Raw genomic sequence first — 14,249 nt, 5'->3', positions numbered from 1 at the left:
GTACGGAGCGCGTCTGAACGTCACCTTCGCGACACCACGCAGCCGTCATCCGCGCCGCACACTCACACCGGCGAAAGCGCAGGGCTGATGGTGCGTCTACGAATAGTGGCGGGGCCGAGACCGGAATGCTGTCCCGGCCCCGCCATGGTTCACCTCGACGCCAGGGCGAAGGTGCCGCCGGTGTGTTGTGGGGCTGCGAACTCGGGTGCGGTCAACGGACCGGGTTCCAGCCGTCGGTGCCTGCCAGGTACTTCTGGGCGGTGTAGTCGGCAGCCTGGGCGGCGGTCAGCTTCGGGGCGTTCTGGACACCGGCTCCGAGGCCGGAGTTGTTGTACTCGAAGAACCGAGCCTGTGTCCAGGAGTAGTCGGTGGTCATGTAGGTCCACGGGTGTGTGTCGTTCACCTGGGGGTACACCACCGTGTCGCGGACCACTGCCTGGGGCCAGGCGTCCACCGAGTTGTGCCACGGTCGACCGAGGTACATCGAGCGGATCGGCGCTTGGCCGTCGCCCGGTATCGAGCATCCGGTGATGAGGATCCCGTACTTCTTGCTCTTGTCGGTGTTCGGCGCCAGAACCGTGCCGCCGGGCCAGTACGTCTGCTGGATGGTGGACCGGTCGATCACCGCGGTGGCGTTGCCGAAGATGAAGTCGACGTTGCCCTGGATGAAGCAGTTGTAGAAGTACTGTCGGGTCTGGGCGGTGGCGGTCGGTGACTTGACGAGCAGGGTGTCCTGATGGCCGAGGATCCGCACGTTGTCGTACACCTGCCGGTCGCCCTTGGCTGCTATGGCGACGGCCTGGGTCTCGTAGGGGCTGATCTCCGGGTGGGTCGCGGGGTCGAACGTGTTGGATACCGTGAGGTCCTTGACGGTCAGGTTCGTTGATTTGAAGGTGGCCACGGCACTGCCCTCGGTGCCCCACTGGGTGCTGTAATCGGGCTGGAGCATGCCGTGCGCCCGGGTGTTGTAGATTATGACGTCCTGGGCCTTGCCGCTCACGCCCTGGATCGTCAGCCAGCTCTTGTTACTGGCAACGGTGATGACCTCGTGGTAAACGCCGGTGTCGATGAAGACGGTGTTCGCGCCGGAGCTGGGAATGTGGTCGATCGCCTCTTGCACGGTCCAGTAGTCACCGGTGCCGTCATTGGCGACGAGAAAGCTGGTGCCCTCCAGAGCGCCCCTGCCCCTGGTTCCCTTGTTCGAGTGGTGGGCCAGCATGAGGTTGGCCGCGATCTCGTATGCGGCTAGGTAGGTGATGCCACCGATGACGAGCGGAGCCCCGAAGGCGACGGCGGTGGTACCAGCGACCACCGCGGTCAGAAGTGCGACACTCAACACGGACCAGTTGTTGTGCTGTTCTACGTGTGCTGGGGTGACAACGTAGGACCTTCCGTATTGGAAGGCCGTCACGGTCGCAGCCGCCTGGTTGCGGAACCGGGCAGCTTCGGCGATTCCCACGATGATCTGAAGGATCGACTGTGCCGCGTCCCTGACGCCGATACTTGCACCGTTCGCCAGTTCCCGCACGGCGGTGGCGAGACTGGCGGGGTTGATCTCCATCTGGTCGCGGGTGGCGTTCTGTCCACGCAGGGCGTCGTAGCCGGCGAGCGTGTTGAACCGGGTGTTTGTCTGGCTGCCCAGGTCGGGCGGCGTAGCGTTCGGGTTCGCAGGTCTGCCTTGCGGTATCCCGCCCTGGCCGTTGACCAGTCCTCTCTCCAGCGGGAAGAAGTCGCCGATCCGTACATCGCCGACGCCGTTTTCGACGCCTGAGAACCAGCCCATGACGTAGGCGTCAGACCGACGCATGACCACCCGGATGAACTGGGGCATGTTCTCGCCGTGCAGGTCGACAGTGATGTACGTACTGGTCCCATCCTGGTCGGTGACGTCGACCGTGCGGCCTCCGTCCGGTCTGACCTCGTGGGAACGGATCCTGTCCCTGATGGCATGGAGCAGGCCGGCGTAGGTCTTCGCGGCACCGTCGTCTCCCTTACCGGTCTCACTGGTTATACGCCAGGTGATGTCCGCGCCGGTCGCCGCGCTGGCGCTGGGTGCGTCGGCCAGCACCACAGCACCGGCGGCGGCCAGACTGACGGCCGTCGCGGCGGCGAGAAACGATCTGCGGGAGAGTCCATCGGACATTGCTCGCGACAACGTGAGCTCCTTCTGTTGAGCCCTGCGTAAGAGGGCACGGAATCGGAGACGCCGTTCCTCGCGGATTCCGCGTCCTACCGAAAGGCTGTGCCCGAACCGCGCCCCACGGCCATGGGTACTTGTACGGGGTTACTTCTGCTCGCTCTCCGCCCCCGGTCCGGGTATTTGTACGGGGTTGCCGTGCGAGGTGGACGCCTGGTTCGCTGTCCACCAGGACGCGATCCGGGCACGGGAGCCGAAGCCGAGCTTGGCCAGGATGTTCTCGACGTGGCCGTCGACCGTGCGAGGGGAGCGTCCGAGCGCGGACGCGATCTGCCGGTTACTCATGCCCTTGGCCACCAGCGCGGCCACGTCCTGCTCCCGGAGGGTAAGCGGACTCGGGGCGGGGGCCGCGGCGGTCGACTCGGACCCGGTGCGCAGGGCGTAGGCGATGGCCTCGTCGGGGCCGCGGTGGCTGCCGCCCTCCGCGAGGGCCTTCTCGTACGCTGCCGGGCCCAGCGCCCATGTGACGGCTTCCTCGCACTGGGCGTGCTGCTCGGCCATGTGCGGGCCGAACGCGGCGATGGGGATGTCGATGTCCCGCCACAGGGCACGCGCCGCACCCAGCAGCCGCCCCGCCTGTTTGTGGTCACCGCCCGCAGCGGTGACCCAGGCGAGCTCGTCCAGCATCAGCGCGACCCTGGCGTAGTCGTTGAAGCCCTGCTCGTTCTCCAGCGCGGCCCGGATCATGACCGAGGCCTCCGCCAGGTCGCCGCGCCTCCAGGCGTCGTAGCCGAGCGTCCACTGCGCATGCGCGCGGGCCAACCGCTCGTCATGCGCCTCGGCCAGGGCGACCGCCTGCCTGCAGGTCTCCGTGGCGCGTGGATCCCCCAGGTGGGACTGGGCGGTAGCCATCAGAATCAGCGTGTAGACCGCGCCGATTTTCTCGCCTGTCCCCATATGGGCGGCCACCGCTTCCTCCAACAAGGACACGGCCTCCTCCAGCCGGCCGCTGAACAACGCCAACATGCCACGCAGGTTCTGGACGTGGGCGCACACCACCGGGTCGTCCAGGTGCTCACCCAGCGCTCCGGCCTCGTCCAGCCACCGGTACGCCGTAGCGTGATCGCGCTGCAGCACCGCCACCAAGGCGGCGACCCACAGCGCCCTGGCCCGGGCCGGGCTGGGCTCGGGCGCGGCGGCGAGCGCCCGGTCGAGCCAGCGGCGTCCCTCACCGAGGAACCCACCCTCGCACCAGTGGAAGCGCAGCGCGGCGGCCAGCGCCAGGGTGGCCTGCGGGTCGCCGCCCCGCTCCAGCGCCGCGCGCAGATTGGCATGCTCGGCACGCAGCCGCGCCAGGCTCTCCAGCTGGCCGGGGCCGTACCAGCCGTCGGCGATGCGCTCGGCGAGGGCCAGGTAGAAAGCGTCGTACCGTCGCAGCGTCTGCTCCTGGCCGGACTCGGGGAGCCGCTCCCGCCCGTACTGGCGGATGGTTCCCAGCAGCCGATAGCGCGGCAGGCCCTCGTGCTCGGTGGGCACGACGATCGACTGGACGACCAGCCGGTCGAGGAGATCGAGTACCTCGTCCCGGCCGATGCCGTCGCCCGCACAGACGGCCTCGGCCGCGTCCAGGCCGAAGTCGCCGGCGAAGACCGACAACCGGCTCCACAGCAGCCGCTCGGTGGGGGTGCACAGCTCGTGGCTCCAGTCGATCAACGCGCGTAGCGTCCGCTGGTGCGGCCGGGCGACCCGGCTGCCGCTCGTGAGCAGCCCGAAGCGGTCCTCCAGCCGGTTCACCGCCTCGTCGACGGTCAGCATCCGCAGCCGGGACGCGGCCAGTTCGATGGCCAGCGGCAGCCCGTCCAGGCCCTCGCACAACCGGAGGACCTGGGCGCGGTTGGCGTCGGTGATCCGGAACTCCGGGCGCACGGCGATGGCCCGGTCCCGCAGCAGTTCCGCCGCGTCGTCCGGCGCCAGCGGAGGGACGGCGAAGAGGTGCTCGCCGCAGATTCCCAGCGCCCGGCGGCTCGTCGCCAGAACGCGCAGTCCGGGGGAGGCCGACAGCAGCGCGTGTGCCAGCTCGGCGCAGGCGTCGATGAGGTGTTCGCAGTTGTCCAGCACGATCAGCGGAGCGCGATGGGCCAGAAAGGCGGCGAGCTGGTCGATGACCGGCCTGGTGCCCAGGTCCGGCACCCCCAGCGCGGTCGCCGTGGCGTTCGCCACCAGCGACGGGTCCCGCACCGCCGCCAGATCCACCAGCCACACCCCGTCCACGAAGTCCGCCACCGACGCGACCGCCTCCAGCGCCAGCCGTGTCTTGCCCACCCCGCCCATACCGGTGAGCGTCAGCAGCCGCGTGGCCCCCAGACCGCGGCGCACTTCGGCGAGGTCCCGGCGCCTGCCCACGAACGTGGTCAGGGCGGCAGGCAGATTCCCCATCTCTGATATCTGGATGGTCACGTTCGATGTCTGGACGGTCACGTCTCTTCTCGCCTTCCAACGGCTCGCACTCGTCCTGGAACATCAAGGACGCCTTTCTGAGGTGGCAGCACGCTTCGTTGCGGGCGGTTGGGGGCGCGGTCCTGCCGCCGTACCCCAGCTGCCGTGCCCCTTATCCGCAACCGGCAAGAAAGAACAAGTCCCGCGGTCGCGCCTTTTAGCCACTCCCCGAAGGGGAGAATCGCTTACCCGGCGACGGATAGGGAGGGGACATTTCCCTACCCCCCAAAGCGCACCAATCCGATGCAAAGCATGATCCGCATCGAGCGCAGACATCCAAGGAGACGATCACCATGTCCTCTCTAGCCGCCCCACTATCGCCATGCCTTTCATTCGGGCTACGGCCACACGGCCGCGATCGCCGAAGATGTCTTCCTGGGTGTCGGCGCCGTCGAGGTCGACTGCACACTGCTCACCGGCCAGAACCCTGGCTCGGCGGTTCCGCCGGCCCAGGAACTGCTCAAGGCGCTGAGCGACTCAGCTGCACACGGAAGGAAACTCGGAGGCCCCCAGTACGCATGCTGGGTCGCCGAGTCCTCCTCTACGTACAGCCATACACGTCGGAACCGGTACGATTAACGTGCGACAGCCGAGCTGAAGTAGGAGGATCTCGCCCCCTCGCAGCACCGGGCTTCCGTGCGAGGTTGGAGATCATGAACCGCAGCCCCCACCTGAACGAGCTGGGTGAGTTCCTCAAGGCCCGCCGTGCCGAGGTCGGTCCTTCCGAGGTCGGGCTCCGTGGTGGGCAACGGCGGCGCGTGAGCGGTCTGCGCCGTGAGGAAGTGGCTCTTCTCGCCACGATCAGCACCGAGTACTACACACGAATCGAACAGGGCCGTCTCCAGGCATCGGCTCCCCTCCTGAACGAGATCGCCGAGGTGCTCCGCCTGAACGACGACCAGCGCACCTACCTGTTCGACCTTGCGGCCAAAGAGAGAGTGCGCCCGCCTACGTCGGGCGATCGCCAGCAGGTGGACACGCAGCTGCAGCGCATGCTGGACGACCTCACCGCCTCGCCGGCTGTCGTCATCGGCTGGCGCACCGACATCCTGGGCTGGAACCAGCTCGCCGCCGCTCTGTGGACCGACTTCGGGCGCTACCCGGAGCAGGAGCGCGTGTTCGTCCGGCTGCTGTTCACCGACCCTTTGATGCGAGAGCGATACGTGGACTGGGAGGAGGTCGCCCGGCTGGCCATCGCTCACGTGCGTATGGAGAGCGCGCGCTACCCCGGCGACCCGCGCCTCATCGCTCTGGTCGAGGAGCTCTCCGCCCGTGACACACGGTTCCGGCAGTGGTGGACCGCGCATGACGTCGCGATGCGGGGCAAGGGCGTCATGAGGATTCGTCACCCGGTGGTGGGCGAGCTGGCACTCGACTGGAACACGCTCACGTGTGGCACGGACCCCCACCAGCCCATCATCGTGTGGACTGCCGAACCCGGTTCCCCTTCGTACGACGGGTTGCGCCTGTTGGCCTCCTGTGCGGCGGACCAGAAGCGGACCGCGTCCGACAGCGTCGCCTGACAACTGTCCGGGGCGTCCACCTGTTCAACCAGTCGCGGATGTTCGCCCGTGTCGAACCAGGCGCGCTGCCGGCCCAACACGGCCTTCGTCGCGAGCGACTTGCTCGGGGGCGCGATCTTCTCGGCCGCCGCCCCGGTGCTGTGGACGGCGGGCGGCTGGACGGCCGTGACGATCGCCAGCGTGGTCCTCAGCTGCTTCACCCTGTGGCGTGGGGGCGCTCGGGCGCCGGGCCCTTCCCGATGCCTCGTGCGGTCCGCGACGGCGGCCGGGTGGTGACGCTGCGCGGCTTCGACGGCCCGGCGAGCGAGGCGTCGTCTTCGAGCCGATCATCGTGTTCCGCTACGCCTGGGAGTGCTCTCGGTGACTACTGCTCCGAGTCCTGCGGTGCGCCGGCGCGCTGGAGCATGGTGAGCCACTGGGCCACGACGGCATCGATGAAGGCGTCGGTGACCTGGCCGCGGTCGAGGAAGAGCCGGGCGAGGACGGGCCCGTACAGCAGGGTGAACTCGTCGTCGCTGATCTGGATGCCCGAAGGCTCCAGCAGCCTGTTGAAGCCGATGTAGCGGTCCTCGCCGATGCGGACGAGTGCCCTGGCGCTGTCGGGGTCGTGGTCGGCCTGGGCGGTGACGGCCAGAGCCGCGGTTCGCACGGCCGGCACGCTGACCCCGGCACGCAGGCTCTTCAGCCAGGCGGTGGCCACGGCGCCCACGTCGGTGCCCGGTTCGGGGTAGTTGCCGAGGTCGGGGCCTTCGAGGACGAGGTCGAAGAGCAGTGCGGCCCGGTTGGGCCAGTGCCGGTAGAGGGTCTGACGGGTGACCTCCGCCCGTTCGGCCAGCAGAGCATAGGTCAGCCCGGCCGGTCCGACCTGGGGCAGCAGTTCTCGCGCGACGGCCAGCACGCGGTTGCGGGTGCGCTGCACGCGCGGGTTGCTCGCAGTCGGCTGACGTCTGTGGGGAGGCTCGTTCATGCCACCACCCTATCGGCAAATCATACGGCAGGTGTGATTGACGTCACAGCTTGAATCATACGTTGCGTGTGATACAAATGAAGAGCAATCACACGCACTGGATGATTCCTTGCGTGTCGGTGTCTGTGAAAGGTAGACGGCCATGTCATCTCAGAATCTGCTCGAGCCCACGTTCGCCCGTACTCGCCTCGGCTCCGGCCCCGGTCTGCTCCTCGCCCACGGCGCCGGCAGCAGCCTGGCCGGCACCTACGGCCCCGTCCTGGAAGGACTCGCCGCCCGACACACCGTCGTCGGTATCGACTACCCCGGCAGCGGCGAGACGCCCCGCTCCACGACCCCGCTCTCCGTCGACGACCTCGCCGACCAGCTCGTCGCCGCCGCCGACGCGGAGGGCCTCGACCGCTTCGCGGTGTCGGGCTACTCCCTCGGCGGCCCGGTCGCCATCCGCGCCGCCGCCCGCCACCCCGAGCGCGTCACCGCGCTCGTCCTGACCGCCTCTTTCCCGCACCGCGACAACCGGCTCGCACTCGCCTCCTCGATACAGAGCAAGATCGCCGCGTCCGGCAACCGCGAACTGCTCGCCGAATTCCTCCTCATGATGGCCCTCGGCACCCAGGCACTGGAGTCGATGCCGGCCGAGCAACTGCAGCAGACCCTCGGCTACACCGCCGCCTCCATCGCCGACGGCAGCGCCGAACAGACCGACCTCGTCGGCGAGGTCGACGTCCGCGACGACCTCGCCGGCATCAAGGTCCCCACCCTGGTCGTGTCGACCACCGACGACCGGCTCACCTCCACCGCCCTGCACCGCCAGCTCGCCGAGAGCATCCCCGGCGCCCAGCTCGCGGAAATCGCCACCGGCCACCTGCCGATGCTGGAGCGGACCGAGGAGTGGCTGCAGCTCATGACCGACTTCCTCGGCAAGCACAACGCCTGAACGCACATCACGGGAGGGGCCACGCGGCGGTCATCGGCGTAGCCCCTCCCGCGGCCCCCATTGATCACGACTCACCAATACGCGGACGGGCCGCCTCCCGGTCCCGGATCACTTGATTCCCTGTGGATCGGCAGACCCACTTCCGCCTCGATTTCCTGGAGGAATCATGCTCAAGTTCGGCCAGCTCGACGAGTCCACCCACGTCCACGACCAGCAGAAGGAGAAGGTCGGCCCGGTCACCGTCATCAACACGTTGGTCGCCCCGGAAGGCAAGGAGGACGAGGTGGTGGCCGCCTGGACGGCCGACGCGGAGTACCTGAAGAAGTCGGGGAGCCTCCTCTCCGTGCAGCTGTACCGGGGCATCGGCGGCAGCCGGCAGTTCACCAACATCGCGGTCTGGAAATCCACCGAACACCTCCGTGCAGCGCTCGGCATGCCGGAGTTCGCCTCCTACGTGGAGGGCTACCCTGACGGCACCATTGCCTACCCCCACCTTTACCAGAAGCTCGCCGTCGAGGGCGTCTGCGAAGGGGAATGACGGCCGCGCCCCGATTCCGGGCTGCAGTTCGCCACGCACTCGACGTGTGGCGACCTGTCGTCCCTGGTCAGCCGTCGGCTCGCGCCGATGACGCCGATCTGTTCCCGCTGACCGACCGGCCGGTGCTCGAAGTGCTCGGCCTGGTCCGCGCAGAGAAGAACTCAGCGGCAGGACGTACGCGAGGACACATGAGGCTGGTCATCAGGAGGGGCACTTCCCCTGGCTGGTCCGACGGTCGGGACAGGGCGACGGTGATGGCGGTACCTGGAGCTGTTTCCCCAGGTACCGCCAGAAGGCCGGCAAAGCAGCTTTGACTCCCCCCGGCGAGGCAGGCGCATCACCGCAACGTCATCGGCCCGCCTTCCGCAGCGGCGAACCCTGTCACACCGCCTCGACGGAGTCTGCCCCGTCACGGACGACTTCCCGCAGACGCTTCTTGTCGATCTTGCCGACCTTCGTCAGCGGCAACTCGTCCACGACCAGCAGGTCTTCGGGGAGTTTGTAGCGGGCCACCTGCATGGCGGTGAGGGCCGCACGAACCGATTCGAGGCTCAGGTGGGCCCCCGGTTCGACGACCACGACCGCGCACACCCGCTCCCCCAGGTCGGGGTCGGCCTTCGCGACGGCGGCGACGCGGGCGACACCGGGCAGGCGGTAGATGAGGTTCTCCACCTCCTCCGCGGAGATCTTCTCGCCGCCCCGGTTGATCATGTCCTTGTCGCGTCCCTCGACGACGAGGTTGCCCGAGGGGTGCACCCGGACGATGTCGCCGGTGCGGTACCAGCCGTCGGGGGTGAACGCGCGGGCGTTGTGCTCGTCCGCCCGGTAGTAACCACGTGGGGAGTACGGGCCCCGGGTGAGCAGAGCGCCCATCCCGCCGGGCGGGACCGGGTTGTCGGAGGCGTCGACGACGAGGATCTCGTCGTCCGGAGACATGGGGCGCCCCTGGGTTTCGATCCTGATGTCGTCGGGGTCGTCGGGGCGCGTGTAGTTCAGCAGCCCCTCTGCCATGCCGAACACCTGCTGGAGCGTGGCGCCGAGCACGGGTTCGACGCGGCGGGCGACCTCCGGCGCGAGGCGGGCGCCACCGACCTGCAACAGCCGTAGCGCGGGCGGAGCGGGGTGGCGGCCGGAGGCCACGGCGTCGATCCAGCGCTGGACGACGGCCGGCACGGCGGCGGTGGCCGTCACGCCCTCGGCTGCCATGAGGGGCAGCACTTTGTCGGGGTCCGGGGTACGCGCCAGGACCACCCGGCCACCGTTCATGAGGGTGCCCAGGATGCCTGGGCAGGCCAGGGGGAAGTTGTGCCCGGCGGGCAGTGACACCAGGTAGACGGTGTCGGAGTCGAGGCCGCACACTTCGGCGCTGCGGCGCGCGTTGTACTCGTAGTCGTCGTGGGTGCGGGTGATGAGCTTCGGCAGTCCTGTCGTACCGCCGGAGAGCAGGAAGACGGCGATGTCGCTACTGTCCGGGGCGATCAGGTCGAGCCGGGCCCGTGCGGCGGCCGGGTCGGCGGCCGGCTCGGCCAGGGCGCGCAGATCCGTGGCATCGGTACCGACCGTGTCACCCGCGACGAGCAACAGCCGTACGCTCGGCGTGAGTTCGGCGACCTCCTGCCCCAGTGCCTGGTGGTCGAAGTCGCCCAGCCGGTCCGGTACGGCGATCGAGGTGACCTCGGCGTGTGCGGCCAGGTAACGCAGTTCATGGCCCCGGTGTGCGGGCAGCGCCATCACGGGGGCGATCCCGGCCCGCAGACAGGCCAGGGTGAGCGTGACGAACTCCCAGCCGTTGGGCAGCTGGACGAGCATCGCGTCGCCGGGGCTGAGGCCGGAGTCCAGCAGACGGCACGCCAACGCGTCCGTACGATCGACGAGTTGACGGTAGGTCAGGCGGGTGGCGCCGTCCACGACGGCCACCGTGTCGCCGTGGGTCTCGGCCCATTCGTGGAGGTACGCGCCCAGCGGCCGGCCTCGCCAGTATCCCGCCTCGCGGTAGCGGTCGGCCGCTTCTTCGGGCCAGGGGACGAATCCCTCACGCATCGTCGGATCCTCCTTGATCCCATGGGTCACGCAGGAGCAGCACGGCGTCCAGTGCGACGACGTCGCCGTCGGGCAGGATGCGCAAAGGGTTGATCTCGCACTCGGCCACGGCGTTTTCGGTGGCGAGGGAGGCAAGGGCGAGCAGCACGTGGGTGAGCCGCGTACGGTCGACCGGGGTGGCGCCGCGTGCGCCGAGGAACTTCTCGCGGGTGGCGAGCTCGTCGAGCATGGCGTCGGCCTCGTGTGCGGACAGGGGCGCGAGGCGCAGGGAGACGTCGCCGAGGATTTCGGCGGCGGTTCCCCCGGCGCCCAGAGCCAGCACGGGGCCGAACACCGGGTCGCGGCGTACTCCGACGATGAGTTCGGGTCCCGCGGGAGCCATCTGTTCCACCAGCAGTGCAGGGCTTGCCGGCATGCGGGCGAGGGCGTCGTCGAGGTCTTCGTGGCTGCGGATGCCGACCTGGACCCCGCCGACTTCCGTCTTGTGCAGGATCTCCGCGTCGAGGATCTTCACGACGACCGGTCCGCCGAGCTCGTCGAGAGCGGCGTGCGCCGCTGCGGGGTCGGCGCACACGCGCCGTACGGGCGTACGGATGCCCAGGTCCGCGAGGACACTCTTGGCGGTGTGCTCGTCGACCGGTCCCGGCAGCGGCAGGGTGGGTGCACCGGGCGCGGTGACGTCGGCGGCCTGCAGGCGGGCTCGGGAGACCGCGTCCTCGACGAGCGCGCGGATCATGACCGATCCCGAGGCCGGCGTGGCCGCACAGGGAATGCCGGCCGCGCCGAGTTCCCGGCGGGCCTGCCGCGCCTGTTCCGCGGGTCCGCCGACGACGGCGACGAGCGGGGTGGCGGTGCGGGCGGTGGCCAGTGCGCCCGAAAGATCCACGGCTGTGGGCTCCAGCAGTCCGTACACGGCCGTGACGTCGATGCCCGGGTCCTGAGAGACCCGCTCCACGATCTGGGTGAGCGCGGGCGAGGGGCGGCCGGTGTCGACGGGGTTGTTCAGGTAGGTGAGGGCGGGGAGCAGCTCGCGCAGTTCCTTCACCGTCCGTTCGACCAGGGGCGGGACCTGCAAGCCGTGGAAGCGCAGGTCGTCGGTGAGCAGCAGTCCGGGTCCGGCCTGTGCCGTGACCAGGCCGATGCCTGGGCGTGGATGGGCGGGGAGCCGTACGCGGCTGAGCGCGGTGACGGCGTCGACGAGGTCGCGTTCGTCGTCGACGAGGACGGCTCCGGCCTGGCGCAACGCTGTTCTGGTGACGCGCCAGGAGGTGGCCAGGGCGCCGGTGTGGGAGCGGGCGAAGTCGCCGATGTCGCTGCGTCCGACGACCAGGGCCACGACGGGGATCCGGCCGGTCAGGCGGCGTACGGCCTCGGTGAGACGGCGGCCTTCCGCGGCGGTCTCCACGTGCAGGGCGACGGCCCGTACGCCGTCGTCCTCGGCGAGGTGTAGCAGGACGTCGGCCTGGGTGACGTCCAGGCTGTTGCCCAGCCCGACCCCCAGACGCAGACCGACGCCGGCCTCGGCAAAGGCAAAGGCCAGTGCGTGGTTCACGCCGCCGCTTGCGGCCACCACCGCCACCGGACCCGCTTCCAGATCGGCCACGCCCGGGACGAAACTCGCCGTCAGCCGTCGGTGCGGGGCGAGGAAGCCCGAGGTGTTCGGCCCGAGGACACGGATGCCGGTGTCCCGCACCACTTCGGCCAGGGCCTGTTGGTGCAGCGCGCCATCGTCGCCGGATTCGGCGAAACCGCCGGCGCACACGAGGGCCGCGCGGGCTCCGGCGTTCGCCGCGTCGCGGACGGCCCCGGCGGTGGCGATGGCCGGAATACAGGACACCACCAGGTCGGGTGCGATGCCATGGGCCGCGGCGGCCTCGGCGACGGTCGGGAAGAAGCCCCGATCGGGATCCGGCCGACCGGCGTTGACCTTCAGCACCGGTCCGGGGAACGAGGCGAGCGAGTCGGTCATCGCCGCGCCGAGCTTTCCGGGTGTGGCGGAAGCACCGAGAACGGCGATGGCTCGGGGTGCGAACAGTGGGTCGAGAGCGGTCACTTGGTGCCTCCGACGAGGTCGGCCCGCCCGGACAGCAGGAGGGTGGTCGCGCTGTCGTCGTCGTACGCGCCGATGACCGCTGCGGGCAGGCCGTGCGCGAGTCGGGCCTCCTCGGCGACCAGTACGCGGGTCAGCGCCGTACCACCGCGTACGCCGACGAGCGGGGCGCCCGATTCCGCCGTCTCACGCACCTGATCGAGGGCGAGCGGCAGGCCCTCCTCGGTGTCAGGGGCGTCGATCCACACACCCGCCCCGGACGGCTGACCGCCGAAGGGTGCCATCGGGATGTCGGTGCCGTCCGTCCCGGTCAGGAGGTCGTCGCCGACTGCCACGCGGCGCGAGGGCAGCCGGAACGTCCCACTACGGAAAGGTGTCTCCAGGGGCGTTGTCTCGTGGTGTTCGCGCCACCATCCGTCGACGCGGCCCACGTACGCCGCGTCACGCACGACGAGTTTGCCGCGGGAGATGCTGCGGGTGAGGAAGTGGAAGGCGAACTGCGTCGGATCGTCGAACGAGCGGACGTAGCGGCCGAAGTGCTCCCACCACGACAGGCTGGGCCGCGCCGAGTCCTGGATCTTCTCGACCTTGGGGCGGCGGCGCGACTCGTAGGCATCGAGTGCCTCCGGCAGGCTGTGCGGTGACTCCTCCAGGGCCTCGGCGAGCGCGACGGCGTCCTCCATGGCCATCTTGGTTCCGGAACCGACGGAGAAGTGCGCGGTGTGCGCCGCGTCGCCCAGCAGCACCCACTTCCCACGCCGCCACGAACTGGCCCTGCGGGTGGCGAAGTTGGCCCAGCGGGAGTTGTTGCCGACCAGCGGGTGCCCGTCGATCTGCTCGCGGAAGAGGTTCTCCAGGTAGGTCTTGGTCTTCTCGTCGCTCGGGCCCGGCGGCGTCGAGGGATCGAAGGTGTCGAGTCCGGCCCTGGCCCAGGAGTCGGCGTCGGTCTCGACGATGAAAGTGCTCAGCGAGTCGCCGATCGGATAGGCGTGGGCGGCGAAGACACCGTGCGGGCCGTCCTGGTGGACGAAGGTGAGCCCGTCGAACATGTACGAGGTGCCGAACCAGACGAACTTCGCGCTCGCCACGTCCGCCGTCGGTCCGAAGTCGTCGGCGAACACCGTGCGGAAGCGGCTGTTGGCGCCGTCGCAGACGACGACCAGGTCGAAGTCGTCCAGCTCGGCGGGATCACGGATCTCGTGCTGGAAGCGCATCCGAACGCCCTCGGCGCGAGCCCGTTCCTGCAACAGGCTCAGCAGCGTCTTGCGTACGACAGCGGCCATGCCCATGCCGCCGACGCGCTCCCGCGCACCGTGCACCCGGACCTCGATGTCGTCCCAGTGCCGGCCGTGCTTCTCCAGCGCCTCGCTGAGGACGGGGTCGGCGGCGTCGATGGCGTCGAGGGTGGCGTCGGAGAAGACCACTCCGAAGCCGAACGTGTCGTCGGGGCCGCTGCGTTCGAAGACCACGACCTCGGCGCCGGGCCGGCTCCGCTTGAGCAGCGTCGCGAAGAACAGTCCTCCGGGACCTGCGCCGATGCAGGCTACTTTCATCATCTTTC

10 protein-coding genes are annotated in these 14,249 nt (G+C 69.4%); 4 read left to right on the top strand and 6 right to left on the bottom strand.

Annotated elements, in window-relative coordinates; genetic code table 11:
• Nucleotides 1-211: 211 nt before the first annotated feature.
• Both OG734_RS44495 and OG734_RS44490 read right to left on the bottom strand, forming a co-directional pair.
• A complete protein-coding gene (locus tag OG734_RS44495) occupies nt 212-2,143 on the bottom strand; it encodes a pectinesterase family protein (protein ID WP_330293070.1) in 1,932 nt (643 codons plus the stop codon).
• Between the two features lie 141 nt (nt 2,144-2,284).
• Nucleotides 2,285-4,615, bottom strand: a complete 2,331-nt coding sequence (locus OG734_RS44490; RefSeq protein WP_330293069.1) for an ATP-binding protein — start codon at nt 4,613-4,615, stop codon at nt 2,285-2,287.
• Nucleotides 4,616-5,286: 671 nt separating this feature from the next.
• Between OG734_RS44490 and OG734_RS44485 the strand changes: the two genes are divergently transcribed.
• Together OG734_RS44485 and OG734_RS44480 are read left to right on the top strand one after the other, a co-directional pair.
• Nucleotides 5,287-6,156 carry a helix-turn-helix domain-containing protein gene (locus tag OG734_RS44485; RefSeq protein WP_330293068.1) on the top strand — a complete coding sequence of 290 codons (870 nt, stop codon included), beginning with the start codon at nt 5,287-5,289 and terminating at the stop codon, nt 6,154-6,156.
• A 48-nt stretch (nt 6,157-6,204) separates the two neighbouring features.
• The gene (locus tag OG734_RS44480; protein ID WP_330293067.1) at nt 6,205-6,432 is read left to right on the top strand and encodes a hypothetical protein; all 228 of its coding nucleotides are present in this window, start codon (nt 6,205-6,207) and stop codon (nt 6,430-6,432) included.
• Between the two features lie 88 nt (nt 6,433-6,520).
• On the opposite strand, the gene OG734_RS44475 is transcribed toward OG734_RS44480, so the two are convergent.
• Nucleotides 6,521-7,123 (bottom strand): TetR/AcrR family transcriptional regulator, encoded by a 603-nt coding sequence (locus tag OG734_RS44475; protein WP_330293066.1) that lies wholly within the window; start codon nt 7,121-7,123, stop codon nt 6,521-6,523.
• A gap of 142 nt (nt 7,124-7,265) precedes the next feature.
• On the opposite strand from OG734_RS44475, the gene OG734_RS44470 reads away from it, so the two are divergent.
• Nucleotides 7,266-8,060, top strand: coding sequence for an alpha/beta fold hydrolase (locus OG734_RS44470; protein WP_330293065.1), 795 nt, complete (start codon nt 7,266-7,268; stop codon nt 8,058-8,060).
• Nucleotides 8,061-8,226: 166 nt separating this feature from the next.
• Nucleotides 8,227-8,598 (top strand): antibiotic biosynthesis monooxygenase family protein, encoded by a 372-nt coding sequence (locus OG734_RS44465; RefSeq protein ID WP_330293064.1) that lies wholly within the window; start codon nt 8,227-8,229, stop codon nt 8,596-8,598.
• Between the two features lie 381 nt (nt 8,599-8,979).
• Here the strand turns inward: OG734_RS44465 and OG734_RS44460 are convergent, their stop codons facing one another.
• From OG734_RS44460 to OG734_RS44450, 3 genes are read right to left on the bottom strand one after another with little or no spacing between them, the layout of a single operon-like run.
• Nucleotides 8,980-10,638 carry a (2,3-dihydroxybenzoyl)adenylate synthase gene (locus tag OG734_RS44460; RefSeq protein ID WP_330293063.1) on the bottom strand — a complete coding sequence of 553 codons (1,659 nt, stop codon included), beginning with the start codon at nt 10,636-10,638 and terminating at the stop codon, nt 8,980-8,982.
• Nucleotides 10,631-12,691, bottom strand: coding sequence for an acetate--CoA ligase family protein (locus OG734_RS44455; protein WP_330293062.1), 2,061 nt, complete (start codon nt 12,689-12,691; stop codon nt 10,631-10,633). Before OG734_RS44455 ends, OG734_RS44460 begins: the two co-directional genes overlap by 8 nt.
• Nucleotides 12,688-14,244, bottom strand: a complete 1,557-nt coding sequence (locus tag OG734_RS44450) for an FAD-dependent monooxygenase (RefSeq protein WP_330293061.1) — start codon at nt 14,242-14,244, stop codon at nt 12,688-12,690. Before OG734_RS44450 ends, OG734_RS44455 begins: the two co-directional genes overlap by 4 nt.
• Nucleotides 14,245-14,249 lie beyond the last annotated feature (5 nt).

The sequence above is a fragment of the Streptomyces sp. NBC_00576 genome (assembly GCF_036345175.1).
Taxonomy (GTDB): domain Bacteria; phylum Actinomycetota; class Actinomycetes; order Streptomycetales; family Streptomycetaceae; genus Streptomyces.
The sequence above is the reverse complement of the archived record's forward strand: the minus strand, read 5'-3'. Positions and strand labels throughout refer to the sequence as shown.

Bases quoted from the DNA above. Each gene is read 5' to 3' on its own strand.
- OG734_RS44495 (WP_330293070.1), bottom strand. From the start codon at position 2,143: ATGTCCGATGGACTCTCCCGCAGATCGTTTCTCGCCGCCGCGACGGCC.
- OG734_RS44485 (WP_330293068.1), top strand. From the start codon at position 5,287: ATGAACCGCAGCCCCCACCTGAACGAGCTGGGTGAGTTCCTCAAGGCC.
- OG734_RS44475 (WP_330293066.1), bottom strand. From the start codon at position 7,123: ATGAACGAGCCTCCCCACAGACGTCAGCCGACTGCGAGCAACCCGCGC.
- OG734_RS44470 (WP_330293065.1), top strand. From the start codon at position 7,266: ATGTCATCTCAGAATCTGCTCGAGCCCACGTTCGCCCGTACTCGCCTC.
- OG734_RS44465 (WP_330293064.1), top strand. From the start codon at position 8,227: ATGCTCAAGTTCGGCCAGCTCGACGAGTCCACCCACGTCCACGACCAG.
- OG734_RS44460 (WP_330293063.1), bottom strand. From the start codon at position 10,638: ATGCGTGAGGGATTCGTCCCCTGGCCCGAAGAAGCGGCCGACCGCTAC.
- OG734_RS44450 (WP_330293061.1), bottom strand. From the start codon at position 14,244: ATGATGAAAGTAGCCTGCATCGGCGCAGGTCCCGGAGGACTGTTCTTC.